The following is a 23,917-nucleotide window of genomic DNA, read 5'->3' as shown; positions in this document are numbered from 1 at the left end:
TCGGCGTCGGTCAGCTGGACTGCCCCGGCGAACGGTGGCAGTGCCATCACGGGCTACACGGTCACCCCCTATGTCGGGACGACCGCCCAGACGCCCGTCACGGTGAACGGGAGCCCGCCGGCGACGACGACCACGGTGACCGGGTTGACCAACGGCACGGCGTACACGTTCACGGTGTCCGCGACCAACGCGATCGGGACTGGCCAGGCGTCGGCGGCGTCGGCGGCGGTCACGCCTCGGTCCACAGCGTGCACCTCCTGCACCATCTGGCCGTCCACGGCAGCGCCGGTGAACGCCGACGTCGCGGACGACTCCTCGGTGGAACTCGGGGTCAAGTTCACGGCTGACGTGAGCGGAACCATTACCGGCATCCGGTTCTACAAGGGTGCGTTCAACACCGGCACCCACGTCGGGAGCCTGTGGTCCGCGACGGGCACGAAGCTGGCGTCAGCAACGTTCAGCGGCGAGACGGCCTCAGGTTGGCAGCAGGTCAACTTCGCCAATCCGGTTGCAGTGACGGCTGATACGGTCTACGTCGCTTCGTACCTGGCACCGGTGGGTCACTATGCCGGAGATGGCGCCTACTTCAACGCGTCAGGGGTGGACTCCGGTTCGCTGCACGCGTTGGCGAACGGCGTGAGCGGTGGCAACGGCGTCTACGCCTATGCAGCCACCAGCACCTTCCCCGCGAACACCTTCAACGCCACCAACTACTGGGTCGACGTCGTGTTCTCCAACACCGCGGCGACCGCTCCGGCCGCACCTGGCACCGTGACCGCCACGGCAGGCAGTGGGTCTGCGTCGGTGAGCTGGACGGCGCCGGCGAACGGCGGCAGTGCGATCACGGGCTACACGGTCACCCCCTATGTCGGGACGACCSCSCAGACGCCCGTCACGGTGARCGGGAGCCCGCCGGCGACGACGACCACGGTGACCGGGTTGACCAACGGCACGGCGTACACGTTCACGGTGTCCGCGACCAATGCCATCGGCACCGGCCCYGCATCGGCGGCGTCCAACGCTGTCACTCCGTCTGCGCCGACGGCTCCGGCTGCTCCGACRGGGGTGACGGCGACMSCMGGMRAYGCSTCGGCGTCGGTCAGCTGGACKGCSCCGGCGAACGGTGGCAGTGCCATCACGGGCTACACGGTCACCCCCTATGTCGGGACGACCGCCCAGACGCCCGTCACGGTGAGCGGGAGCCCGCCGGCGACGACGACCACGGTGACCGGGTTGACCAACGGCACGGCGTACACGTTCACGGTGTCCGCCACCAACGCAATTGGCGCCGGACCTGCCTCGGCTGCCTCGGCTGCGGTCACGCCCATCGCCGGAACGAACTGCACGGCGTGCACGATCTGGCCATCCTCCGCGACCCCGGTGAACGACGACGTCGTGGACGACTCCTCGGTGGAGGTTGGGGTCAAGTTCAAGGCTGACGTAAGCGGAACCATTACCGGCATCCGGTTCTACAAGGGAGCAACGAACACGGGCACCCACGTCGGGAGCCTCTGGTCCGCGACGGGCACGAAGCTGGCGTCAGCAACCTTCAGCGGCGAATCGGCTACCGGCTGGCAAGAAGTCAACTTGGCTGCTCCGGTCAGCGTCACTGCGGGCACGACCTACGTGGCGTCGTACTACGCGCCGGACGGGCACTACGCCGCAGACGGCGGCTACTTCAGCTCGTCCGGGGTGGACGCAGGTCCGTTGCACGCCCTGGCCAACGGGGTGAGCGGTGGCAACGGCGTCTATGCCTATGGAGCCACCAGCACCTTCCCGGCGAACACCTTCAATGCCACCAACTACTGGGTAGACGTGGTGTTCTCCGGCGGCGCAGCCACAGCGCCAGGTGCACCCACGGCTGTGACTGCCACGCCGGGAGACGCCTCGGCTTCCGTTACTTGGAGCGTGCCACCGACGGGTGGCAGCGCGATCACCAGCTACCGCGTTACTCCATACATCGGGACCACCGCGCAGACTCCGGTCACGGTCAGCGGCAACCCGCCCGCGTCCACGACGACGGTGTCCGGGCTGACCAACGGAACTGCTTACACCTTCACGGTGTCGGCGACCAACGCGGTCGGCACAGGTCCGGCCTCGGCGGCCTCCGCTGCGGTGACTCCGCGGTCCTCCACGTGCACTGCCTGCACCATCTGGGATGCGACGGCAACGCCTGCCACCGCGAGCATCACCGACGCCTCGCCGGTGGAGGTGGGCGTGAAGTTCAAGGCCGACGTCAACGGGTCCATCACCGGTATCCGCTTCTACAAGGGAGCCTCCAACACCGGCACCCACATCGGCAGCCTGTGGACCACGGCGGGGACGAAGCTCGCCTCGGCGACCTTCAGCGGCGAGACGGCTTCGGGCTGGCAGCAGGTCAACTTCGCGACCCCAGTGGCCGTGACTGCGGGAACCATCTACGTCGCCTCCTACTTCGCTCCGGCTGGGCACTATGCCGCGGACAGCAACTACTTCAGCTCGGCTGCGGTAGACCGTGCTCCGCTGCATGCCTTGAAGAACGGAACGAGTGGTGGCAACGGTGTCTACCGGTACGGCAGCACCAGCGCATTCCCGTCCAGCTCGTTCAAGGCGACGAACTACTGGGTCGACGTTGTGTTCGCGAGCGGATAGGTCTACGAGCAAACAGCGACTGGAGACACCGTGAAAGAGGGGGCGAGGATGAGTTCGGTCAGCGTGGTCATGCCGTGCTACAGGTACGGCCACTACCTCGAGGAGGCCGTGGGCAGCTGCCTGGACGACCAGCCAGGCGTCGACGTCAAGGTGCTCATCATCGATGACGCATCCGGTGACGGCAGCGCCGAGGTCGCGCTGGACATCGCTGCTCGCGACCCACGTGTCGAGGTGATCGTCCACGAGACCAACAGGGGACACATCGCCACCTACAACGAGGGACTGCTGGGTTGGGCCGACGGCGACTACACCGTCCTCCTGTCGGCAGACGACCGGCTCGCACCGGGTGCGCTCAGGCGTGCAGCCGACCTGTTGGACACGCACCCCAACGTGGGGTTCGTCTACGGGAACGTCCTCTGGTTCAGCGAGGGCGCCGCACTTCCGAGCCCGCGCACGAGGGCTCGAGGCTGGTCGGTCTGGTCCGGGCATGTGTGGCTCGAAGGCCGATTCCGTCTCGCGCAGTCGGGGATCTCCTCGCCCGAGGTCGTCGTGCGCACGTCGCTGCAGAAGCGAGTGGGCGGGTACAACCCGGAGCTTCCTCACCTGGGCGACACCGAGATGTGGCTGCGTCTCGCAGCTCATGCCGACGTCGGTTACGTGCGGGGAGTGGACCAGGCGTACTACCGGCGGCACACGAGCAACATGTCCGCGGCCTACACGTCGTTGGACACCTTTCGACAGTATCTTTCGGTATTCGAGTCGGTGCTCGACAACTGTGGTGAGAAGTTGTCGGAGTCGAAGCGCCTCTCTGGTCTCGTGCGCCGAAAGCTGGCGGCTGAGGCGTTGCTCGTGGCGGCGCAGGCCTACGGCCTTGGGCGTGCCGAGCAGACCAGCGCCGAAGATCTGGTGGCGTTCGCCCTCGACTGCTGGCCCGAGGCGAAAGACCTTCCGGGGTATCGAGCCCTGAAGCTGCGGCGGCGTATCGGCGTGCGGGCGACACCCTTGCTCCGCCCCTTCCTCGTGCCGGCCGCAGTGGCGCGGCGGGCAGAGGCTTGGTGGCTTCGTCGAGGGGAGCAGTCACTCGGTGACCAGTGCCGCAAGTGGTGGCAGAGGCATCAGGTGGTGAAGGTCCAAGCAGCCGCCGGCGGAGCCTCGCTGAACGTCTCGAGGGCCCTGCCATGAGCTACGGGGCGCTGCGGCGTCGGGAGGACTGGTGGTGCACGTGATTCCGGTGATGAAGCCATGGCTCGGCGAGGAGGAGGCCGCAGCGGCCGCCGAGGCCGTGGCCTCGGGGTGGATCGCCCAAGGGCCGCGAGTGGCCGAGTTCGAGGCTGCGTTCGCCGCCCATGTGGGCGCGCCCCACGGCGTGGCCGTGTCGTCGTGCACCTCGGCGCTGCACCTGTCCCTCCATCTCCTGGGCGTTGGCCCGGGCGACGAGGTGGTGGTGCCCTCCTTCTCCTTCATCGCGACCTCGAACTGCGCCGTGTATGTCGGCGCGACCCCTGTGTTCGCGGACGTGGAAGCCGCCGACGGCAACCTCAGTGTGCGGACGGTGGAGCCGCTGCTGAGCGAGCGCACCCGCGCGGTCGTGGTCGTCGACCAGGGCGGGATGCCAGCCGATGTCGAGCCCCTGCGACGGCTGTGCGACAGCAGGGGGATCGCCCTCGTGGAGGACGCTGCGTGCGCGGCTGGTTCGCGCTACCGCGGTGGGCCCACCGGTTCGGCAGCGGCTCTGGTGGCGTGGTCGTTCCACCCCAGGAAGCTGCTCACGACGGGCGAGGGCGGCATGCTGACCACGTCTGACCCCGAGCTGGCAGAGCGGGCCCGTCGGCTGCGAGAGCACGGGATGAGTGTCAGTGCCGCTGCCCGCCACCTGAGCCGGCAGCCGGTGATCGAGAGCTATCTCGAAGTCGGCTTCAACTACCGGATGACCGACGTGCAGGCAGCAGTCGGCCTGGTCCAGCTCGGCAAGCTCGACGCGATGGTGCAACGCAGACGTGAGCTCGCGCGTGCCTACCAGGAGCTGCTCGTCGACGTCCCCGGGCTGCGCACGGTCGAGGACCCGCCCTGGGGCGAGTCCAACTTCCAGTCCTTCTGGATCGAGCTGGACGCCGGCTTCCCGTTGAGCCGCAACGAGCTCCTGACGGCCCTTGCGGCCGACGGGATCTCCGGTCGCGCCGGGATCATGGCCGCCCACCGGCAGCCTGCCTACGCCGAGCACACGCGAGTCGAGCTGCCGGTGACGGACCGGTTGACCGACAACACCCTCATCCTGCCGATGTTCCACACCATGACCGAGCTCGAACAGGAGGTCGTGGTCTCCGCCGTGCGTCGAGCGGCTGGGCTGCGAGCGGCCTGATGCCTGTTTCCGTCGAAGACCGCGACACCACCGTCGAAGACCCGACACCACCGTCCGCGCCCAGGAGGCCGAACCCGTGAACTCGATCCCGCTCGTCGACCTGTCCCTGCAACACGCGCTCATCGCCGAAGAGGTGGCGTCGGGCTTCGCCGACGTGCTCGACACGGGCGACTACATCGGGGGCAAGGCCGTCGCTGCCTTCGAGCACGAGTACGCCGAGTTCATCGGCGGCCACTCCTGCATCGGTGTCGGCAACGGGACTGATGCCTTGGAGATGGCGCTGCGCGCGACCGGCGTCGGCCATGGGGACGAGGTGATCGTTCCGGCGAACACCTTCATCGCGACCGCCGAGGCCGTCGTGCGCGCGGGCGCCAAACCAGTCTTCGTGGACGTGGACGAGGACGCCCTGCTGATCGACCCAGCCGCGGTCGAGGACGCTGTCAGCGATCGGACGCGCGCGGTGATCCCGGTGGACCTCTATGGGCAGGTGGCGCCGTTCGAGCAGCTCCCGCCGTCCCTGGCGGAACGGGGGATCTCGGTGATCGAGGACGGCGCGCAGTCGCAAGGGGCAACGAGGTACGGGCGTTCGGCGGGCACCTTCGGCGACGCGGCGGCAACGAGCTTCTATCCCGGCAAGAACCTGGGCGCCTATGGCGACGGCGGTGCGGTCACCACCGACAACGAGCGGATCGCGCAACGGGTGCGGCTCCTGGGGTCCCACGGCAGCCCGGTCAAGTACGAGCACACGGTGTTCGGCTTCAACTCCCGCCTCGACACGCTCCAGGCGGTCGTGCTGCGCGCCAAGCTGCGTCACCTCCCGGAGTGGAACCGCGAGCGCCGTGCGGCAGCAGCGGCCTACGACCGGATGCTCGGCGGGACACCACGGCTGCGCCTCCCGACCACGTTGCCCGGCAACGAGCACGTCTGGCACCTGTACGTCGTACGGGTGCCCGACCGCGACGAGGTCCTGCGACGCCTGCAGGCAGAAGGCGTGGGAGCCGGAGTGCACTATCCCGTGCCGGTGCACCTCGCGCCGGCAATGGCCGAGCTGGGTCTGCGACCCGGCCAGTTCCCGGTGAGCGAGCGGGCCGCCCGGGAGATCTTGTCCATTCCCATCTTCCCCGGCATCTCGACCAGCCAGCAGGAACGTGTCGTCGAGGTCCTGCTCACCGCCATCAGCCGCGCCTCGTGAGCCCTGGCGGGGAACCCGGACGGTGTCGTGACGAATGAGCGTTGAGGAGCGGGTTCTGGAGGGAGACCTCGGCAAGCGTGCCGCGGCCGGGGTCCTCTGGCTGGCCGCGCAGAAGTGGGCGGTCAGGGCGAGTGGTTTCGCCACCCTCGTCGTGCTGACACGCCACGTCTCTCCCCGCGAGTTCGGGGTGGTGGCGGCGGCCATGACGGTGATCCCCACGATCTACCTCCTCGCGGACCTCGGCTTCTCCACCTACCTCCTGCAAGCCGAAGAGGTCGACCGGAAGAGCCTGAGCACCGCCTTCTGGGCCTCGGTGGCAGCAGGGCTCGTCCTCGGTGCCGGTCTGTGGGCGTTGGCGCCCCTGCTCGCGGAGGCCTTCCGCAGCGCCGAGCTCGACCGGGTCCTGCGGGCCCTGGTCCTCGCAGTCATCCCGACCGTCCTGTCGGCCGTACCACTCGCGCTGCTCCGGCGAGCGATGAAGTTCCGCGCCGTCGCGGTGCAGACCCTCGTCGCCGCCCTGCTGGCGCAAGGGGTCGCAGTCGTGTTCGCCCTGAATGGTGGCGGCGTCTGGGCGCTCGTGGCCCAGGTGGTCGTCACCCAGTGGGTCATAGCCATCCTCGCCTGGTGGGGCGCCCGATGGGTGCCCGCCCTGTGGCTGTCGCCGCGCCAGTTCCGCCAGATGGCTGCCTTCGGGGTGCGGGTGTCCAGTGTGGACCTCGTCGCGGCTTCTCGGCTCTGGGCGGAGAGCTGGGTCATCACTGTGACCCTGGGACCGGCGGCGCTGGGCCTGCTCAGCATCGCCCAACGACTGGTGCAGGTGGCCCAGGAGCTGACGGCCGTCTCCCTCGTCCCCGTCTCGACAGTCGTCTTCGCCAAGGTGCGTGAAGCGCCCGACCGTCTGCGTGCCTCGTACGTCAAGGCACTGGGCATCGCCTACGCAGTGGTCTCCCCGCTGATGGTCGTCATCGTCGTGACGGCTCCAGTGCTCGTCCCCATGGTGTTCGGTCAGGCCTGGGGTGCCAGCGTCAAGCCCGCCCAGGCCCTGTCCATCGCGGGGATCGTGACTCTGGGCGCCGCGCTCGACCACGGACTGTTCTACGGCCTCGGCCGTCCGGGGCGCTGGCTCGTCTACGCGGTGGTCGTCGACGCCGCCACGTTGGCGACGACCGTCATCGCGGTCCGCTGGGGCCTGGCCGGCGTGGCGGTCGGTTTCGTGGTCGTTGCGGTGCTCGCCACAGTGGCTCGTTGGATCATCGTCGGGCGGATGCTGGGGCTGTCTGCCCGAGTCGTGGCCAGGCCCTTCCTGACGGTCCTGGTGCCGACCGTGACGGCGATGCTCGTCGGGACCCTGGCGATGCGCGCCGTCTCGGGCATGGACCCGCGTGCCGGGCTGGCTCTTGCGGTCCTCGGCACCCTGGTGGTGAACCTCGCGGTCCTGCGGTTCGCGGCGGGAAGCATCATCCGCGACGCCCTCGGCATCTTCCCCGCGCCCCTGAAGTACACGCGTCGGGTGGTTCGGCTGATGCGGCTCGACGAGGTCGTGTCCTCCTGACGTCGTGAGGACCACCCAGAACCACGTCGTCGGGCGCGCGCCCGGTGCCCCCCGGAGGGCGGTCTCCACCATTTGACCCAGAGGGCTCTGGCCAATCCGGACGACCCGCGTCATGTGTGTGCAGGTGTTGTATTGAAAACGCAGTGGAGGGGACGCATCGAACGATGCGGCAGCTACCGAGGGAGGCCCGCATGACAGTGATMCGAGGGATGTGGACCGGGAGGCCGGCATGAAGGTCGCGGTGTTCGGTCTGGGATACGTGGGCACCGTCACGGCGGCGGGACTGGCCTCGCGCGGTCATGAGGTCTTCGGGGTGGACGTCGACACGCTGAAGGTGGACGCCATCAACCGCGGGCAGAGCCCTGTCGTGGAGCCCGGCGTCGACACGATGGTCCAGGAAGCCGTGGCAGCGGGTCGGCTCCAGGCCACGACCGACGCCAGGCTCGCGATCGAGGGGGCAGACGTGTCGCTGATCTGCGTCGGCACCCCGTCGTCGCCGCGAGGCGACACCGACCTAACGTACATCAGCCGTGCGCTCGCCGACCTGCGCGTCGCGATGGAGGTTGCCCAGCCACCGGCCTCGGGCGTCCACTCCGTCGTCGTCCGCTCGACCGTGCCGCCCGGCACCGTCGCCAATGTCGTGGCTCCCGAGTTCGTGGAAGGCCGCGTGCCCACGAACTGGTCCGTGCGCACCGCCATGTGTCCCGAGTTCCTGCGCGAGGGCTCCGGCATGGCTGACTTCTTCGCACCTCCCTTTGTCGTCGTCGGAACCGATGACGAGCAGGCGCGGGCGTCGCTCACCGAGCTCTTCGCCTTCCTCGGCCAGGAGATCCACCACGTCGACGTGGCGACGGCCGAGGCACTGAAATATGCCTGCAACGCCTTCCACGCGGTCAAGGTGACCTTTGCCAACGAGATGGGTCGCGTGTTCGCCCCCTACGGCGTGGATGCCCGCAGGGTCATGGAGATCTTCTGCGAGGACCGCAAGCTCAACATCGCGCCGACCTACCTGCGGCCCGGCTTCGCCTTCGGCGGCTCGTGCCTGCCGAAGGACCTGCGCGCCCTGCAGAGCATGGCCCGACACACCGGTGTCGAGATCCCGCTCGTGGGGTCCACCATGACGAGCAACGAGATCCTCGTGCGCTCCGTTGTCGACCGGGTGCTCCAGACCGGGTACCGCCGGGTGTGCCTGCTCGGCCTGAGCTTCAAGATGGACACCGACGACCTGCGCGAGAGCCCCAACCTGGAGGTGGCCGAGCGGTTCGTGGGCAAGGGCCTCGACGTCCGCATCTACGACCCGATCGTCAACCCCGACAAGCTGATCGGCGCGAACCTGCGTCACCTTCAGAGCAAGCTCGCCCACGTGAACCGGCTCCTTGCCGCCACGCCCGAGGAGGCCCTGGCGGACGCGGAGGTCGTCATCGTCTCGTCGTCCGATGCCGCGACCTTGAAGGCGCTCACCATGGCCGACCCGCGTGTGGTCATCGACCTCAACGGCAGGCTGGGCGAGGCGGTCGAGCAGCTCCCGGCATACGAGGGGGTCAACTGGTGATGCGGCGCCACGGCTCGCCCGCGTCACCGACGCGGGTGCTCATCATCGTCCAGAACCTTCCGGTGCCCTTCGACCGGCGGGTGTGGCTGGAGTGCCAGAGCCTGGTCCGGGCCGGCTACGACGTCAGCGTGATCTGCCCCACCGGTGACGGCACCGGCCGTGAACAGGTCATCGACGGCGTACGCATCCTGGCCTACCCTCCCTACGCCCCTGGCGGCGGCGCGGTGGGGTTCTTCATCGAGTACGCCTACTCGTTCCTGGCCACCGCCTGGCTGGCGTTCAAGGCCAGGAGGCGGGGCACCTTCCGCGTCGTCCAGGCCTGCAACCCGCCGGACATCTTCTGGCCGCTGGCCAGGGTGCTGCGCCTGCTGGACGGCTCGCGATTCGTCTTCGACCACCATGACCTCTGCCCTGAGCTCTTCGAGTCGCGGTTTCCTGACGGTCCGCGGCCCTTCCTGCGAGGTCTTCTCCGCCTCGAGCGGGAAACGTTCCGCGCAGCCGACCGGGTCACCTCGACCAACGACTCGTATGCCGCGATCGCGAGGTCGCGGGGCCACAAGGCGCCCGAGCACGTGACCGTGGTCCGGACCGGTCCGGACCCGGAGCGCCTGCGGCGCCAGGAGCCTGACCCGGGGCAGCGACGGGGCCGGGAGCACCTGGTCGCGTACATCGGTGTGATGGGCCCCCAGGACGGGGTGGACATCGTCCTCGAGGCCGCCGACGTCATCGTCAACACCTTCGGGCGGCACGACATCTCCTTCACCTTGATGGGCAAGGGTGACTGCTACCCCGACCTCGTCGCGCAGCGCGACCGGCTCGGCCTCGCCGACTACGTGGACATGCCTGGCCGGGTTCCCGACGAGACCGTGAAAGCCGTCTTCTCCACTGCCGAGGTGGGCCTCTCGCCGGATCCGCTGAACCCGCTCAACGATGTCTCGACGATGAACAAGACGATGGAGTACATGGCGTTCGGCCTGCCGGTCGTCGCCTTCGAGCTCAGGGAGACGAGGGTGTCGGCGCAGGACGCCGCGCGCTACGTGGAGCCCGGAGACGTCGAGGGCTACGCGCGCGCCATCGTCGAGCTCCTCGACAACCCCGAGGAGCGCGAAGTGATGGGCCGCCGTGGCCGCGAACGGGTCGAGCAGCACCTGGCCTGGGAGCACCAGCGCGTGGGGTACGTCGCGGTCTTCGACGAGCTGAGCGGTCGCCTGCCCGCCCCACGCAGCCAGACGTCCTCCGCCTCCGAGCCCCAGCCACCCACCGAGCTCCTCCGCGCGAAGGCCTAGTCATGTGCGGGGTGGCGGGCGCGTACCAGCAGCCTGACGGCAAGGTGGTGGTCTCGACGATGGTCGACCGGATCGACCACCGCGGCCCCGACGCCCGCGGTGTGGTGGAGCTGGTCGACCCGGAGAGCTCCGTCGTGCTCGGCCACCGACGGCTGTCGATCATCGACCTCTCCGCCGCGGCCGACCAGCCGTTCGCCAGGGGCGGCCTGACCCTGAGCTACAACGGTGAGCTCTACAACTTCCTCGAGATCCGCCGTGAGCTCGAGTCCCGCGGGGTGCGCTTCGCGACCCGGTCCGACACCGAGGTCGTCCTCGAGGCCTGGCGCGCGTGGGGCCCGGGCGCACTGCGCCGTTTCCGCGGGATGTACGCGTTCGCGATCCATGACGAGCGCACCGGGGACCTCAGCCTCGTCCGGGACCCGCTCGGCATCAAGCCCCTCTATGTCATGCCCAGGGGTGCGGGAATCGTCTTCGCCTCGGAGCTCAAGGCGATCATCGCGGCCGTCGGCCCGGAGCTGCGGGTCAATGCGGCGGGCATGGTGGCGTCGGCGCTCTACTACTGGCTGCCGCAGGAGTACGACGCGGTCGAGGGCGTCCACAAGCTCCCTCCAGGGACGTGGCGGACCTACCACAAGGACGGTTCGATGAGCTCCGGCGAGTTCTGGAACACCGCCGAGGAAGCTGCCCGTGCCGCCGCCACCGGGCCGACAACGGACCTGCGCGAAGTGCTCAAGACCTCCGTCGAGGCCCACCTGATCTCGGATGCCCCAGTCGCCTCGTTCCTGAGTGGGGGGCTGGACTCGAGCATCATCACCGCGCTGGCCCACCAGGCGGATGCGGCGATCGAGGCGTACACGATCGCCTTCCGGCCGGAGGACCAGCGGCTCGAGGCCATGCCCGATGACGCGCGCTACGCCCGCATGCTCGCCTCGCACCTGGGGATCCGGTTGCACGAGATCGAGATCAGCCCCGACATCGTGGACCTGTTGCCGCGCATGGTGGACATCCTCGACGAGCCGATCGGGGATCCCGCAGCCATCAACACGCTCCTCATGTGCGATGCCGCCCGCTCCGCCGGGGTCAAGGTGCTGCTTTCCGGCATGGGGGCCGACGAGCTCTTCGGCGGCTACCGCAAGCACCTGGCCACGCTGATGACTGCGCGTTACCGCCGGGTGCCACGCACCCTGCGCACGGGAGTCATCGCCCCCGCGGTCCGGGCCATGCCCGTCGCCGTCGGGCAGCGCGGCATACGGACCGTCCGTTGGGCCCAGCGGTTCCTGACCTTCGCAGAGCTGCCGGAGGAGGAGGCCTTCCGCCGCAGCTACACGATGTACGACCGCGACGAGCTGGTGGACCTGCTCGACCCGAGCCTGGCGGGCCAGGTCGACGGGGTGATCGACCACCACCGCGCCGTCTACGAGGACAACGACCTCGCCGACCAGGTCAGCCGCATGTGCCTGGCCGACTCGCGGATGTTCATGGTCGGGCTGAACCTCACCTACACGGATCGCGCGAGCATGGCCGCCTCCACGGAGGTGCGCGTGCCGTTCGTCGATCCCGTCGTGTTCGCCGCGGCGTTCGCGCTGCCCGCGTCGGACAAGATCCGCGGACGGGTGCAGAAGGCGGCGCTCAAGGACGCCGCCCGGGCCTGGCTGCCCGACGAGATCATCGACCGTCCGAAGGCCAGCTTCGGGGTCCCGCTGCGGGCCTGGGTGACGAACGACCTGCGCGAGCTGGTCGATGACGTGCTGCTCGGGGGCGAGCTGGTCCAGACCGGGTTCCTGCGTCGCGAACCGCTGTCGAGACTCGTGGACGACCAGCGCAGCGGGCGTCGGGACGAGTCCAAGCAGATCTGGCAGCTGCTGTGCCTGGAGCAGTGGTACCGCAACGTGCGGTCGGCAGGGGTGAGTGCGGGGTGAGCAGGGGGTTATCTCCCGCCTTTCGGGGAGGCCACGGGCAGGGGCCCGATCAGAACGCAGGGATGTGGAAGAGGACATGAAGCAGGTAGCCCAGAACTATCGCTCCGGTGAGCTCGTGGTGCTCGACGTGCCGGCTCCGGCGTGCAAGCCCGGCGGGGTGCTCGTGCGGACGCTGTACTCGTTGATCTCCACGGGGACCGAGATGATGAAGGTCACCGAGGCCCGGCTCTCGCTGATCGGCAAGGCGCGGGCCAGGCCGGACCAGGTCAAGAAGGTCCTCGACTCGGTGGCGCAGCAAGGTCCGGTTGCCACGTACAAGAAGGCCATCAACACCCTGGACAGCTACACCCCGCTCGGCTACTCGCTCTGCGGCGTCGTCGTGGAGGTGGGGGCTGGTGCCGAGGAGTTCGCCGTCGGGGACCTGGTCGCTGCGGCCGGCAACGAGTTCGCGCTCCACGCCGAGGTGAACTGGGTGCCCGTCAACCTGTGCGTCGCCGTGCCCGCCGGGGTCGAGCCGGAGCACGCGGCGTTCGCGACCGTGGGTGCCATCGCGATGCAGGGTGTCCGGCGCAGTGAGGCCCAGCTCGGGGAGATGGCGTGCGTCATCGGGCTCGGGCTCATCGGGCAGCTGGTCGTCCGGCTGCTGGTGGCCTCCGGCGTCCGGGTGGTCGGCGTCGACACGGTGCCGGAGCGGTGCCGGATGGCGGAGGCCGCCGGCGCCCTGACGTGCGGAGCCCCCGACGACGACGGTGCGGCCCACGTCGAACAGGCCATCCTGGCGGCTACCGGCGGGCTCGGCGCCGACCACGTGTTCCTCGCCGCCGGCGGCGACAGCAACGGACCCGTGGAGCTGGCTGCCCGCCTCGCGCGGGATCGCGCCCGAGTCGTCGACATCGGCAAGACCAAGCTGGACCTGCCGTGGAACGCCTACTACGAGAAGGAGCTCGACGTCCGGTTCTCGCGCTCGTACGGTCCCGGCCGCTACGACGACCGGTACGAGCTCGAGGGCATCGACTACCCCGCCGGCTATGTGCGGTGGACCGAGCGTCGAAACCTCCAGTGCTTCCTCGACCTCCTGTCGGGCAAGTCCCTCGAGGTGGCCTCCCTCGTGTCCGGGACGCGGCCCATCGCAGACGCGCCATCGGTCTACGAGGAGATGCGCACCGGGTCGATGCGCGGCATCGGCTTCCTGTTCGAGTACCCGCGGCCGGCGGTCGATGCCGACAGTTCCACGGGTGAGCTGTTCACCCGCACGGTGACCGTTCCGCGCTCGTCCGCTCCGAGGACGCGGCTCGAGGGAGCCACTGCGCGGCTGGGCTTCATCGGTGCCGGTAGCTACGCCAGCTCCATGTTGCTGCCCCACCTCGCGAAGCACCCGGCGGCGACGCTGGCCACCGTGGCGACGACTCGTTCGCTGTCCGCGGTGAACGCGCAGCGCAAGTTCGGGTTCGAGGCGGTGACGACCGACGCCAGTGTGGTGCTCGAGGACCCCACGATCGACGCCGTGTTCGTCGTCACGCGGCACCACTCGCACGCCGACTTCGTCTGCCGGGCGCTCGAGCAGGGCAAGGCCGTCTTCGTCGAGAAGCCCCTGGCCCTGACGCCCGAGCAGGTGGACCGCATCCTCGAGGTCGTGGAGAGGACCGGTAACGACCGCGTCATGGTGGGGTTCAACCGCCGCTTCGCGCCCCTCTTCACCGATCTGCGCGGACGCTTCGGCCGTCCGACCGGACCCATGAGTGCCCGCTACCTCGTCAACGCGGGATCCCTCGACGCCACGAGCTGGTACCTCAACGAGGAGCTCGAGGGTTCACGGTTCCTCGGTGAGGGTGGGCACTTCATCGACACCCTCAGCGCCTGGATCGGGCACGACCCGGTGCGGGTGATGGCGCAGCAGACCTCCAACGGCGCGGATCTGCACGTCCTGCTCACGTATGCCGACGGCTCGCTCGCGACCATCACGTACGCGACCGACGGCGACAGCCGGTTCCCGAAGGAGACGCTGGACGTCTCCGGTGGTGGCAGCAACGCCCGTCTCGACAACTACTCCCGCGCCACCCTCTGGAGCCGCGCGGGCAAGGACGTGAAGCGCTCGTATGCCGGTCAGGACAAGGGACAGCGCGCCGAGGTGGCCGCCTTCGTCGACGCGGTGGTCGCAGGTCGCCCGATGCCCATCTCGCTGGAGTCGCTGGTTGCGACCACCCGGGCGACGATCGCCGTCGGCCAGAGCCTTGTGTCCCACGAGGCAGTGTCACCATGAGCAGGTCCGCGCAGTGGTACCTGCGTCGGCTGCGCGGAATGACGCCAGACGAGGTGCTGCAGCGAGTCGCTGACCGGGGACGCCAGGCCCTGTGGGCGCGCCGACGGGTGGAGCTGGGCGCAGCGCCCGGGACCGTCGCGGGACTCCTGCCTGATCGTCGGTTTGCCAGTGCGCTGGAGCCGGATGTGAGGGGACAGGTGCCGGCAGCGGCTCGGGACGCGGTGGTCACCGCGGCCGATCGGCTGCTGCGAGGTGAGTATGCCGTGCTGGGCACCAGCCGTCGCGACATCCTCGACCCCGACTGGTTCCACGACCCGGTGACGGGTCGCCGCGCTCCCCAGGACGTGCTGGCCTTCCGCATCGACCACCGCGACGAAGGCGTGACGGGAAACATCAAGTCGGTGTGGGAGCTGTCGCGACACCACCACCTGACGGTCCTCGCGGCCGCCTGGTGGCTGACCGGCGACGAGCGGTACGCCGACACCGTGGCTCGGCAGCTCAGGTCGTGGTGGGCCGCCAACCCCTTCCTCTCCGGGGTGCACTGGACCAGCGGTATCGAGATCGGGGTCCGGCTCATCAGCTGGGCATGGGTGCGACGGCTGCTGGACGGCTGGCCGGGGGCAGCCGGCCTGTTCGAGGACAACGCCGACGCCCTCCAGCAGCTCAGGTGGCACCAGGAGTTTCTCGCCGCCTTCCGAAGCACTGGGTCGTCGGCCAACAACCACTTGGTTGCCGAGGCGGCCGGGCAGCTGGTCGCGGCCTGTGCCTTCCCCTGGTTCAGCGAGAGCGACGAGTGGCGCACTCGCGCGACGGTCGAGCTGGAGAACTCGTTGGCCGCCAACACCTTTTCCAGTGGGCTGAACCGAGAGCAGGCCTCCGACTATCACCGCTTCGTGACCGAGCTGGGCCTGGTGTCGCTGGCCGAGGCGGGTCGTGCGGGCCACCCTCTGAGCCTCTCGACCACGTCGTTGCTGGTGTCGTCCCTGGACGCTGCGGCCGCCATGCTCGACGCGAGTGGTCGCCCACCTCGACAGGGCGATGGTGACGAGGGTCGCGCCCTGGTGGTCGACGGCCCGAACGTCGATCCGTGGGCAAGCCTGCTTGCAGCGGGTGGTGCCGTCGTCGGGCCTCTTGGCTGGTGGCCGCCGACGGTGGCCGGTGTCCAGAGCACCGTGCTCCGCGCCGTTGCCGCCGGCACGTCGACGGCCGCGGGCGCCGAGAGCACCCAGCTGCCTGAGCGGGCCGCGAGCGCCCCGCTCGCCTTTCGCGACGCGGGCCTCTACGTGCTCCGCACCCCCGCCGGCCAGGGGCCCGAGATCTGGTGTCGCTGTGATGGAGGCCCACACGGATTCCTGTCCATCGCGGCGCATGCCCACGCGGACGCCTTGTCGGTCGAGGTCCGCTGCGACGGTGTCGAGCTGCTCGTCGATCCCGGGACGTTCTGCTACCACGGAGACCCCGTCTGGCGGCAGTACTTCCGCTCCACTGCCGCGCACAACACCATCGAGGTGGACGGCGTCAGCCAGTCCGTCGAAGGCGGGCCATTTCTCTGGAGCAGCCAGACCGACGCCGTGGTCGACCACTTCGAGCCGGACGGCCCGGTGCAGGCGTGGACGGCTCACCACGCCGGCTATGCGCGACTTGATCCTCGACTTCGTCACGAACGTACGGTGACGCTGGACCCGGTCGAGCGCGCGCTCCGCGTCACGGACACCCTGACGGGGTCCGCGTCCGCGCGGCATACCCTGCGCCTGGCGTGGCACCTTGGACCGGAGGTCCAGGCGCGGCTCACTGACGGAGGGGCGCAGCTGTCCTGGACGGGGGAGTCGGGTCCTGGCCGCGCCCTGCTCCGCCTGCCTCAGTCGCTGACGTGGTCGAGCCACCGCGGTGAGGTGGACCCGGTCCTGGGGTGGTACTCCCCCCGCTTCGGGGAGAAGGTGCCGACCACCACGCTGGTGGGCTCCGGCTCGTGGACGGGCGCACTCACCCTGCAGACCGGTCTCGATCTCACCGAGAGTGCGGCGGCGGTGCGGGCCGCCTCCTTCTCGTCGCCCGGTGAGGAGGAGTCGTGAGCGAACAAGCCCTCGACCTGAGAGCGACCTGGGCGATCGCCCGCCGTCGCGCGTGGATCCTCGCGCTCGCCGCCGCCATCGGGGCGGTCGACGGAGGTGTCGCCCTGTCGATGCGTCCTCCGGAGTACAGCAGCACGAGCAAGGTTCTCCTCCCCGTGGCCGCGCAGGGGTCGACCGTCGCACTCCCCGCCCACGGCATCGACACCCAGGTGCAGATCGCCCAGAGTGAAGCGGTGCTCGGGCCTGCCGGACAGGCAGTCACCCCCGCACTGACCGCGACCCAGGTGGCCAAGCGGGTGACCGTCAAGGCCGCGACGACGGACCTGATGAGCATCACGGCAACCGGGACCACTCCTGAGCAGGCGCGGGCACTGTCCGGCGCCGTCGCCCAGGCGGAGCTCGACTACCTCAAGGCCGCGGCGAACACGGTGCAGGCACAGGCCAGAGGCGCCCTCTCCACCCGAGTCGCCGCGCTGCAGGCCAGCCTCGCGGCGGTGAACTCCGAGATCAAGAAGACCGATGTGCGACTTGCCGGCGAGTCCCCGGCCTCGCCTGCGGGCAAGGCGGACGCGGCCGCGCGCGCGCAGCTGACAGCGCAACAGGGCAGCTTGGTGCTCCAGGTCGACAAGCTCCAGCAGGAGACCGCGAACCAGTCCCTTGCCCAGCCCGGTGCCGTTGCCACCCTGATCGAAGCAGCCTCGCCGGCCGTGACCACGTCGCCCTTTGTCAGCGCTGCCCTCTTCGGGGTGGGGGGTGCCGCAGCTGGTGCCCTCCTGGTCCTGCTCATCCTCGTGCTGCGATCCCGTCGCGAGCGGGCCGTTCGTTCCCGGGACCAGATCGCCGATGCCGTCGGAATCCCTGTCGTGGCGTCCATCGAGAGCCATGCCCCGCGCTCCGTCGCGGGGTGGACCGGACTGCTCAAGAGCTACGCGCCGCACAACGTCGAGACGTGGACCCTGCGCCAGCTGGTGCGCCTCGTGACGCCGGGCCACCCGGGAAGCCTCGCACCCGAGTCCGACGATGACACCGGGCCGACGGGAGTCGTCTTCCTGACGCTGTCCGGAGACGTCAAGGCCCTGGCGGTCGGTCCACAGCTCGCGTCCTTCGCGGCATCGTCCGGTCTCCAGACCCAGCTGCTCACCGCACAGATGCATGAGTCGGCGAATGCGCTCCGGGTTGCGTGCGCGGGCCTCGCGCACGATGAGCAACCGCGTCCCAGGCTGTCGGTCGACGGCAGCGGACACGCCCAGCGTTCCGCGGACCTCGTCGTGCACATCGCCGTGGCCGACCGTCAGCGTCCTGAGCTGCGCCTGGGGGTGGGCAAGGCCGTGATCCTGCTCGCGGTGACAGCAGGATCAGCCACGGCGGAGGACCTCGCCAGGGTTGCGCTCGCCGCTGACGACTCGGGCAACTCCATCGCTCGAATCGTCGTCGTCGACCCTGACCCCCTGGACCGCACCACGGGACGCCTCCTGCCCTCGGAACGCGCAGCCCAGGTGCCACTCCCGTCGCTCATGACCGGCACCGCGGCCACGGCCGAGGCGACCGCCCTGAGGACTCGCCGGAGGCTGCGATGATCGACGTCTCCTGGCGCATCGAGGATGAGGACCGCGACTTCGAGATCACCGGCGCGCCGCGACCGCTTCTCGGCACCTGGCACTACCTGCGCAACTCCCTCCGCCGCGCCTGGCGCACCTGGAGCTTCCTCGCCGTGCTCGGGGCTGCGCTCGGCCTCGCCGTGATCGTGCTGGTACCCCCGGCCAGCAAGGGCACCGTGATGGTGTTGATGGCCCACCCCGCGAACCTCGACGCGCAGTCGGCCATGGCGACAGACCTCAGCCTGCTCAACACCCGAGAGGTGGCCTCCCGCACCGTCAAGGCACTGTCGCTGGACATGTCGCCGGAGGCCTTTCAGTCGACCATCACTGCCGAACCGGTCACCCCCGAGGTGCTCACCATCTCGGTCTCGGCACCGGACGACGGGTCGGCGGTGACCCGGGCTGATGCCCTGACCGAGCAGTACCTCACATTCCGTGCCCAGCAGCTGAAGTCCCTCAGTCGTGGCCTGATCGACGGGTACAAGTCCCGGATCGACACCCTCCGAGCCCAGGTCACCACCCTCACGGCCTCGTACAACGAGGAGCTCCTGAAAGGCGCGGACGGGCAGAGCCAGGCTTCCGACATCCTGACCCGTCGCACCCAGCTGAACTCGCAGATCGTCGAGCTGCAGTCGGCGTTGGAGGATGCCTCGCTAAGCGCGGACGCCGCCATCGCGTCCACGCACGTGATCGACCCCGCAACGGTCGAGAGACGGTCCCTCAAGAGGCTGCTGGTCCTCAACGTGGCGTCAGGTCTCATCGCGGGAACCGCCCTGGGAGTCGGTTTCGTGCTGTTCCGGGCTCTCACGTCCACCAGGGTGCGACGCCGCCAGGACGTCGCGCTCGCCCTCGGCGCCCCGGTTCGGTACAGCGTGGCCTCGCGGGGACCCACGGAACGCCGCTTCGCGCCCCTGCGGTGGATCTCAGGGCCGTGGCACGCTCGTGACCTTGCGACGCTCGTCCACGGCTTGGCCTCAGCGCTGCCGGACCGCAGTGACACCACCCTCGCGGCGTTGCCTGCCGCTCCGGTCCGAGCCGGGTGGGTCGACGACCGGCAACAGGTGGTGGCCATGGTCGCCATCGGCAACGCGGGCGTGGCCGCCGAGGTGATGGCTGCGCTGGCACTCCAGCTCAATGCCCTCGGAAGGGGTGTGTTGCTGGTCGACCTCAGCCCGTCCGGAGCGCTGGTCGCCCACCTGTCGTCCAGGCGGTTTGCCAGGCGCGCCTCCCGCATGGCGTCGAGGGAGGCCTCCGAAGCAGCTCGGGCGCTTGGTTCGCCTACGGTGTTCCGTCCCACCGGGGCGGTCGGGCTGGCACGCGGGCCTCTGCGCGCGGCTCGCGGCGAGTCGGCAGCCCTTCGTGGCGACGAGTTCCCGGGTGACGCGTGGGCAGCGGCGGACGTCGTCCTCGTCCTGGCCGACGTCGACCCGGGGATCGATGCCGAGAGCCTCGCGTCATGGGTCGGGCGGGCAGTGCCGCTCGTCACCGCCGGCCAGTCCTCCCCGGAGCTGTTGCAGACCACGGCGGAGCTGGTCCGGGCGGCCGGTCTCGAGCTCCCCTTCGCCATGATGGTCGGGTCCGACGACACCGACGACAGCCTCGGCCTCAAGGGCTCCCATGACTCGGGGTCCATGGCAGGGAGCCAGCGGTGAGCACTACCGCAACGGCGGGCCGCTGGGTCAGGCCATGGCCTCGCACGGATGAGCTCCGGCCGACCTCGTCCCTGCGGACCCGCGCCTCGGAAGTGCCGAGACTCCTGTTCCTGGCGTGGGGGGCCCTGTTCTGCAACGTTCTCACCCCGACGGGTGTGTCGACGATCGTGCCGATCCCCGGCCCACTCACTCAGGCCCTTGCGCAAGGCTCCCTCATCCTCGCCGTGATCTTGGCGCTGTTGGTGAATCCCCGGATCGTCATCCGGCCGCAACTCTTCCTGGTGCTCCTGTCCGTCATGGCGGTCATGGCGCTCGTCGTCAGCATCCACAGCGTCTTCTTCCTGGGGTCGACCTATCGTGCGATCCGCCTGATCGGCTTCGTGACCTGCCTGTGGCTGTTGTCCCCTTGGTGGGGCGCCCGGGACCTGCTGCTCCTGCGCGTCCACCGCCTCTGCCTGTGGGGAGCCCTGATCCCCGTCGCCCTTGGAGCGCTCATCGCACCCGGGAAGGCATTCGCCTTCGAAGGTCGCCTGTCCGGAGTGATCTGGCCCATGTGGCCGACCGCCGTGGCGCACTATGCAGCAGTGCTGCTCGGCACGTCGGTCGTGCTGTGGCTGTGCCGCACCATCGGTGGGAGGCATGCCTTCGTGGCCGTGGTGCTCTCGACGGCGTGTCTCCTGGGTACGCACACGCGCACTGCCCTGCTCGGTGCCATCACGGGGCTCATCGTGGCCGCAGGCAGTCTCTTCCTCGGGCACGCACGCGTCCGGCGGACGTCGGTGACCACGCTCGTCGCCGTGATCGTCGGCGCCACCCTCTTTGCCCCGCAGGTCCTGCGCTGGGCTGCCCGCGGCCAGTCGGCGGAGCAGGCAACGGACCTGACCGGTCGGGCCACCGTGTGGAGCGCAGTGTCGAACACCAGCCGCCCACGCATCCAGGAGCTCTTCGGATCGGGCCTGTCGGACAAGTCCTTCACCGGTCTGTCCGTGGACAGCAGCTGGGTGGCCACGTATCTCGACCTCGGATGGTTCGGGGTGGTCCTGGTCCTCACCTTCCTGTGCGTGCTGTTGGCGATGGCCGTCACCCACCCGCGGGGTCCGCGGCGCGCCATCGCCCTGTTCCTGCTCACCTATTGCGTCCTGTCGTCGATCACCGAGACCGGCCTGGGTGACGCCTCGGCATACCTGCTCGACCTCGTGGTTGCGGCGTCGCTGGTCGTTCGTCCTCCACGTCGAGGGGCCACATGAGGATCCTGGTCATCCACGGTCGGTACCGGTCAGCGGCTCCCAGTGGGGAGAACATCGTCGTCGACCAGGAGGGAGCCGCGCTCCGCGCCGCCGGCCACGACGTCGAGCTCTTCGAACGGCACAGCGACGACATCGCCGGGTGGTCGCTGCCGCGCAAGGCAGCACTCCCCGCCACGACCCTGTGGAACGGCGAGGTCAAGCGCGACCTGGCGGCCCACATCGTGGCGACGCGACCTGATGTCGTGCACGTCCACAACACCTTTCCCCTGATCAGCTCCTCGGTCCTGTATGCGTGCCGGGATGCCGGGGTGCCTGTCGTCGCAACGATCCACAATTACCGGCTCCTCTGTGCAGGGGGTGGCTTCTTCCGCGACGGCGAACCGTGCCATGACTGCTCAGCCGGGCGCGGCGGTCCAGCCCTCCTGCACGGCTGCTACCGAGGGTCGCGTCTGGCAACGCTTCCGATCGTCGCCGCCAACCTGATCCATCGCCCGGCGTGGCAGCGTCTCGTTGCTGCCTATGTCTTCATCTCGGAGTCGCAGAAGAACCTGATGGAGGACCTCGCCCTCCCCCCGGAGCGGGTCTTCGTGAAGCACAACTTCGTCGTCGGCGGCGAGCTTCGCATGAAGGAGCGCGAGCACGTGGTGACCTACGTCGGCCGGCTGGACGCGGCCAAGGGCGTACCCCTCCTCATGAGGGCGTGGGACGCCTTCCGGGCCGACAACCCCCACTCCGCACTGCGACTGACGGTGGTCGGCGGAGGCCCGCTGGAGGCGGAGGTGCAGGCCTGGGGCGCCAGGCACCCGACCGTGGAGCTGGCCGGCCTGGTGGCGCGCGAGCAGGTCGGCGACATGCTGGCCCGGTCGGTGGCGAGTGTGGTGACCTCACAGTCGGAGGAGACCTTCGGGCTGGTGGCCGTCGAGGCGATGGCGGCGGGGGTCACACCGATCGCCCCGGCAATGGGGCCCTTCCCGGAGCTCATCACGCATGGGCTCGACGGCGTCCTGTTCCGAGCCGGCGATGCTGGTTCGCTGGCGGGGACCTTCGCCCAGATCGACCGGGATCCGCAGCGATTCGTCGCCATGGGCCGGCAAGGACGCGCGACCTACGAGCGCCGCTTCCAGCCGGAGAGCAGCCTCGAGCGTCTGCTCGAGATCTACGACTTCGCCATCGCCAACCCTGTCACCGCGCCCCCGAGAGTGGCTTCGAAGGGGCGCTGACGCGTCGCCCGGTCGACGTCGCCTCGGTGCCGCGGCCGGTCAGTCGCGCACCGCGGCTCCGCTGAGGAAGTCGAGCAGCCTGGGGCCCTGCACCTCGCTCGAGAAGTCACTCTTGGCGCGTGCCTGGGCGGCGGAGGCCATCGTGCTCCGTCTCTCGCTGTCCGACATCATGGCGATGAGCTGGTCAGCAGCAGCCCCGGCGTCGTCCAGCGGCCACATTTCGCCGTCGATCCCGGCTCGCACGAGCTCTGGAATGCCCCCGACCGCTGCTGCAAGGACCGGTAGGCCCTCGGCCATGGCTTCGATGAGGGCAATCGGGAGGTTGTCCATGCGCGAGGCGTGGCAGTACACCTGGTGACCCGCGATCATGGGCCGGGGATCGGGTTGGTAGCCGACGAAGCTCACCTGGGTGGTGAGGCCGAGGAGTGCAGCTCTCTTCTCCAGGGCGGCACGGTCCGGACCGTCGCCGATGACCGTGAGCGTGTAGCGATGGCCACGTTCGGCGGCGGCCGCCAGGACCTCGAGGAGGTAGCCCTGGTTCTTGCGCGGCTCCAGTGCTCCGACCGTGACGAGGTCCGCGATCGGGGTGACCGGTGGCCGGTCCACGATGTCGACGGCATTGGGTATGACGACGCCTGGGACCGCGCGCAGCGCAGGCAGCCGCTCCTCCAGCAGGGATCGCATGAACTGCGATACGTAGACGACACCGTCGAGACGAGGCAGGACGTCCGCCTCGAACGACCGGATCGACGAGTAGGTCCGACCAGCTGTGGGGATCTCGCCCTTGTCCGCCCACTCGTCAGCCTGCGAGATGTTGAAATGGACTGCCATGACTACGGGTTCGTCGCTGCGCACCCGCATCGCCGCACTGGCGGACACCGGGCACTGGGCATACACGACAGCTGGTCCGACGGTCTCGGCGAGGCGCGCTGAGAGCGCGCCCCGGAGGTAGGTCTCGTGCCAATGCCGGTACCACCACACGCCCAGCGGCCCGCTCATCCGACCCAGGACCAGCCGCGCCCCGAACACCGGCATGCGGGTCAGGGACCTCTGGGAGAACGGTGTCACCACGGTGGCGGCACGCCCGCTGGACCGTGCGTACGAGCGAACGGTCGCAACGTGGCTCTGGACGCCGGAGCCGCCCGCCTCACGCAGGAGGGTCGCCAGGACGATCGTGGGTTCCGGCACTGGAGCTGGCTGCACGAGTCCCCTTGAGTGGTGTGGTGTTCCGGGCCGGGCGCCCGGTCTGCGATTCTCTCCGAACGCCGGGTCTGCCGCCACCCGCATCCAGCGAAGTCTGCTGCCGTGGCGGGTAGACTTCACGTACTCGATCGTCAGGTGACACGGACCCCGCGCACCCTGGAACCTGCCGGTTCG

Annotated in this window: 15 protein-coding genes; 14 read left to right on the top strand and 1 reads right to left on the bottom strand. The window is 69.4% G+C overall.

The annotated features are described in order from the left end of the window. The first annotated feature begins 45 nt into the window (after positions 1 to 45). The 14 genes from AC1DXJ_RS19055 to AC1DXJ_RS18990 all read left to right on the top strand — a co-directional run bounded on the left by AC1DXJ_RS19055 (position 46) and on the right by AC1DXJ_RS18990 (position 22,540). Positions 46 to 2,631 carry a DUF4082 domain-containing protein gene (locus AC1DXJ_RS19055; protein WP_477637689.1) on the top strand — a complete coding sequence of 862 codons (2,586 nt, stop codon included), beginning with the start codon at positions 46 to 48 and terminating at the stop codon, positions 2,629 to 2,631. A gap of 48 nt (positions 2,632 to 2,679) precedes the next feature. Beyond that, positions 2,680 to 3,813: a glycosyltransferase family 2 protein gene (locus AC1DXJ_RS19050; RefSeq protein WP_477637686.1), complete on the top strand. Its 1,134-nt coding sequence runs from the start codon at positions 2,680 to 2,682 to the stop codon at positions 3,811 to 3,813. A 52-nt stretch (positions 3,814 to 3,865) separates the two neighbouring features. Then, complete coding sequence (locus tag AC1DXJ_RS19045) at positions 3,866 to 4,990, top strand: DegT/DnrJ/EryC1/StrS family aminotransferase (protein ID WP_477637685.1); 1,125 nt, start codon at positions 3,866 to 3,868, stop codon at positions 4,988 to 4,990. A gap of 76 nt (positions 4,991 to 5,066) precedes the next feature. Next, positions 5,067 to 6,182, top strand: a complete 1,116-nt coding sequence (locus tag AC1DXJ_RS19040) for a DegT/DnrJ/EryC1/StrS family aminotransferase (protein WP_477637684.1) — start codon at positions 5,067 to 5,069, stop codon at positions 6,180 to 6,182. A gap of 34 nt (positions 6,183 to 6,216) precedes the next feature. Then, positions 6,217 to 7,734: a lipopolysaccharide biosynthesis protein gene (locus AC1DXJ_RS19035; RefSeq protein WP_477637683.1), complete on the top strand. Its 1,518-nt coding sequence runs from the start codon at positions 6,217 to 6,219 to the stop codon at positions 7,732 to 7,734. 229 nt (positions 7,735 to 7,963) lie between these two features. After that, the gene (locus AC1DXJ_RS19030) at positions 7,964 to 9,286 is read left to right on the top strand and encodes a nucleotide sugar dehydrogenase (RefSeq protein ID WP_477637682.1); all 1,323 of its coding nucleotides are present in this window, start codon (positions 7,964 to 7,966) and stop codon (positions 9,284 to 9,286) included. Next, entirely contained in the window at positions 9,286 to 10,572 is a 1,287-nt protein-coding gene (locus tag AC1DXJ_RS19025) for a glycosyltransferase family 4 protein (RefSeq protein ID WP_477624326.1), read from the top strand. Before AC1DXJ_RS19030 ends, AC1DXJ_RS19025 begins: the two co-directional genes overlap by 1 nt. 2 nt (positions 10,573 to 10,574) lie before the next feature. Next, complete coding sequence (gene asnB / locus AC1DXJ_RS19020) at positions 10,575 to 12,491, top strand: asparagine synthase (glutamine-hydrolyzing) (RefSeq protein ID WP_477637681.1); 1,917 nt, start codon at positions 10,575 to 10,577, stop codon at positions 12,489 to 12,491. Positions 12,492 to 12,567: 76 nt separating this feature from the next. Further along, positions 12,568 to 14,751 (top strand): bi-domain-containing oxidoreductase, encoded by a 2,184-nt coding sequence (locus AC1DXJ_RS19015; RefSeq protein ID WP_477637680.1) that lies wholly within the window; start codon positions 12,568 to 12,570, stop codon positions 14,749 to 14,751. After that, positions 14,748 to 16,823, top strand: coding sequence for an alginate lyase family protein (locus AC1DXJ_RS19010; RefSeq protein WP_477637679.1), 2,076 nt, complete (start codon positions 14,748 to 14,750; stop codon positions 16,821 to 16,823). The genes AC1DXJ_RS19015 and AC1DXJ_RS19010 overlap by 4 nt, the downstream gene beginning before the upstream one ends. Further along, positions 16,820 to 18,400, top strand: a complete 1,581-nt coding sequence (locus AC1DXJ_RS19005) for a hypothetical protein (protein ID WP_477637678.1) — start codon at positions 16,820 to 16,822, stop codon at positions 18,398 to 18,400. The genes AC1DXJ_RS19010 and AC1DXJ_RS19005 overlap by 4 nt, the downstream gene beginning before the upstream one ends. Beyond that, entirely contained in the window at positions 18,397 to 20,073 is a 1,677-nt protein-coding gene (locus tag AC1DXJ_RS19000; RefSeq protein WP_477637677.1) for a GumC domain-containing protein, read from the top strand. The genes AC1DXJ_RS19005 and AC1DXJ_RS19000 overlap by 4 nt, the downstream gene beginning before the upstream one ends. After that, positions 20,070 to 21,320: an O-antigen ligase family protein gene (locus AC1DXJ_RS18995; protein ID WP_477637676.1), complete on the top strand. Its 1,251-nt coding sequence runs from the start codon at positions 20,070 to 20,072 to the stop codon at positions 21,318 to 21,320. The genes AC1DXJ_RS19000 and AC1DXJ_RS18995 overlap by 4 nt, the downstream gene beginning before the upstream one ends. Beyond that, positions 21,317 to 22,540: a glycosyltransferase gene (locus AC1DXJ_RS18990; RefSeq protein WP_477637675.1), complete on the top strand. Its 1,224-nt coding sequence runs from the start codon at positions 21,317 to 21,319 to the stop codon at positions 22,538 to 22,540. Before AC1DXJ_RS18995 ends, AC1DXJ_RS18990 begins: the two co-directional genes overlap by 4 nt. A 39-nt stretch (positions 22,541 to 22,579) precedes the next feature. Here the strand turns inward: AC1DXJ_RS18990 and AC1DXJ_RS18985 are convergent, their stop codons facing one another. Beyond that, complete coding sequence (locus AC1DXJ_RS18985; protein WP_477637674.1) at positions 22,580 to 23,728, bottom strand: glycosyltransferase family 4 protein; 1,149 nt, start codon at positions 23,726 to 23,728, stop codon at positions 22,580 to 22,582. Positions 23,729 to 23,917 lie beyond the last annotated feature (189 nt).

Source organism: Pedococcus sp. P2_D9 (assembly GCF_056404275.1).
The sequence above is the reverse complement of the archived record's forward strand: the minus strand, read 5'-3'. Positions and strand labels throughout refer to the sequence as shown.

Coding starts and splice junctions, on each gene's coding strand:
- AC1DXJ_RS19025 (WP_477624326.1), top strand. CDS start 9,286: ATGCGGCGCCACGGCTCGCCCGCGTCACCGACGCGGGTGCTCATCATC.
- AC1DXJ_RS19045 (WP_477637685.1), top strand. CDS start 3,866: ATGAAGCCATGGCTCGGCGAGGAGGAGGCCGCAGCGGCCGCCGAGGCC.
- AC1DXJ_RS19050 (WP_477637686.1), top strand. CDS start 2,680: ATGAGTTCGGTCAGCGTGGTCATGCCGTGCTACAGGTACGGCCACTAC.
- AC1DXJ_RS19000 (WP_477637677.1), top strand. CDS start 18,397: ATGATCGACGTCTCCTGGCGCATCGAGGATGAGGACCGCGACTTCGAG.
- asnB (WP_477637681.1), top strand. CDS start 10,575: ATGTGCGGGGTGGCGGGCGCGTACCAGCAGCCTGACGGCAAGGTGGTG.
- AC1DXJ_RS19030 (WP_477637682.1), top strand. CDS start 7,964: ATGAAGGTCGCGGTGTTCGGTCTGGGATACGTGGGCACCGTCACGGCG.
- AC1DXJ_RS19010 (WP_477637679.1), top strand. CDS start 14,748: ATGAGCAGGTCCGCGCAGTGGTACCTGCGTCGGCTGCGCGGAATGACG.
- AC1DXJ_RS19015 (WP_477637680.1), top strand. CDS start 12,568: ATGAAGCAGGTAGCCCAGAACTATCGCTCCGGTGAGCTCGTGGTGCTC.
- AC1DXJ_RS18990 (WP_477637675.1), top strand. CDS start 21,317: ATGAGGATCCTGGTCATCCACGGTCGGTACCGGTCAGCGGCTCCCAGT.
- AC1DXJ_RS19035 (WP_477637683.1), top strand. CDS start 6,217: ATGAGCGTTGAGGAGCGGGTTCTGGAGGGAGACCTCGGCAAGCGTGCC.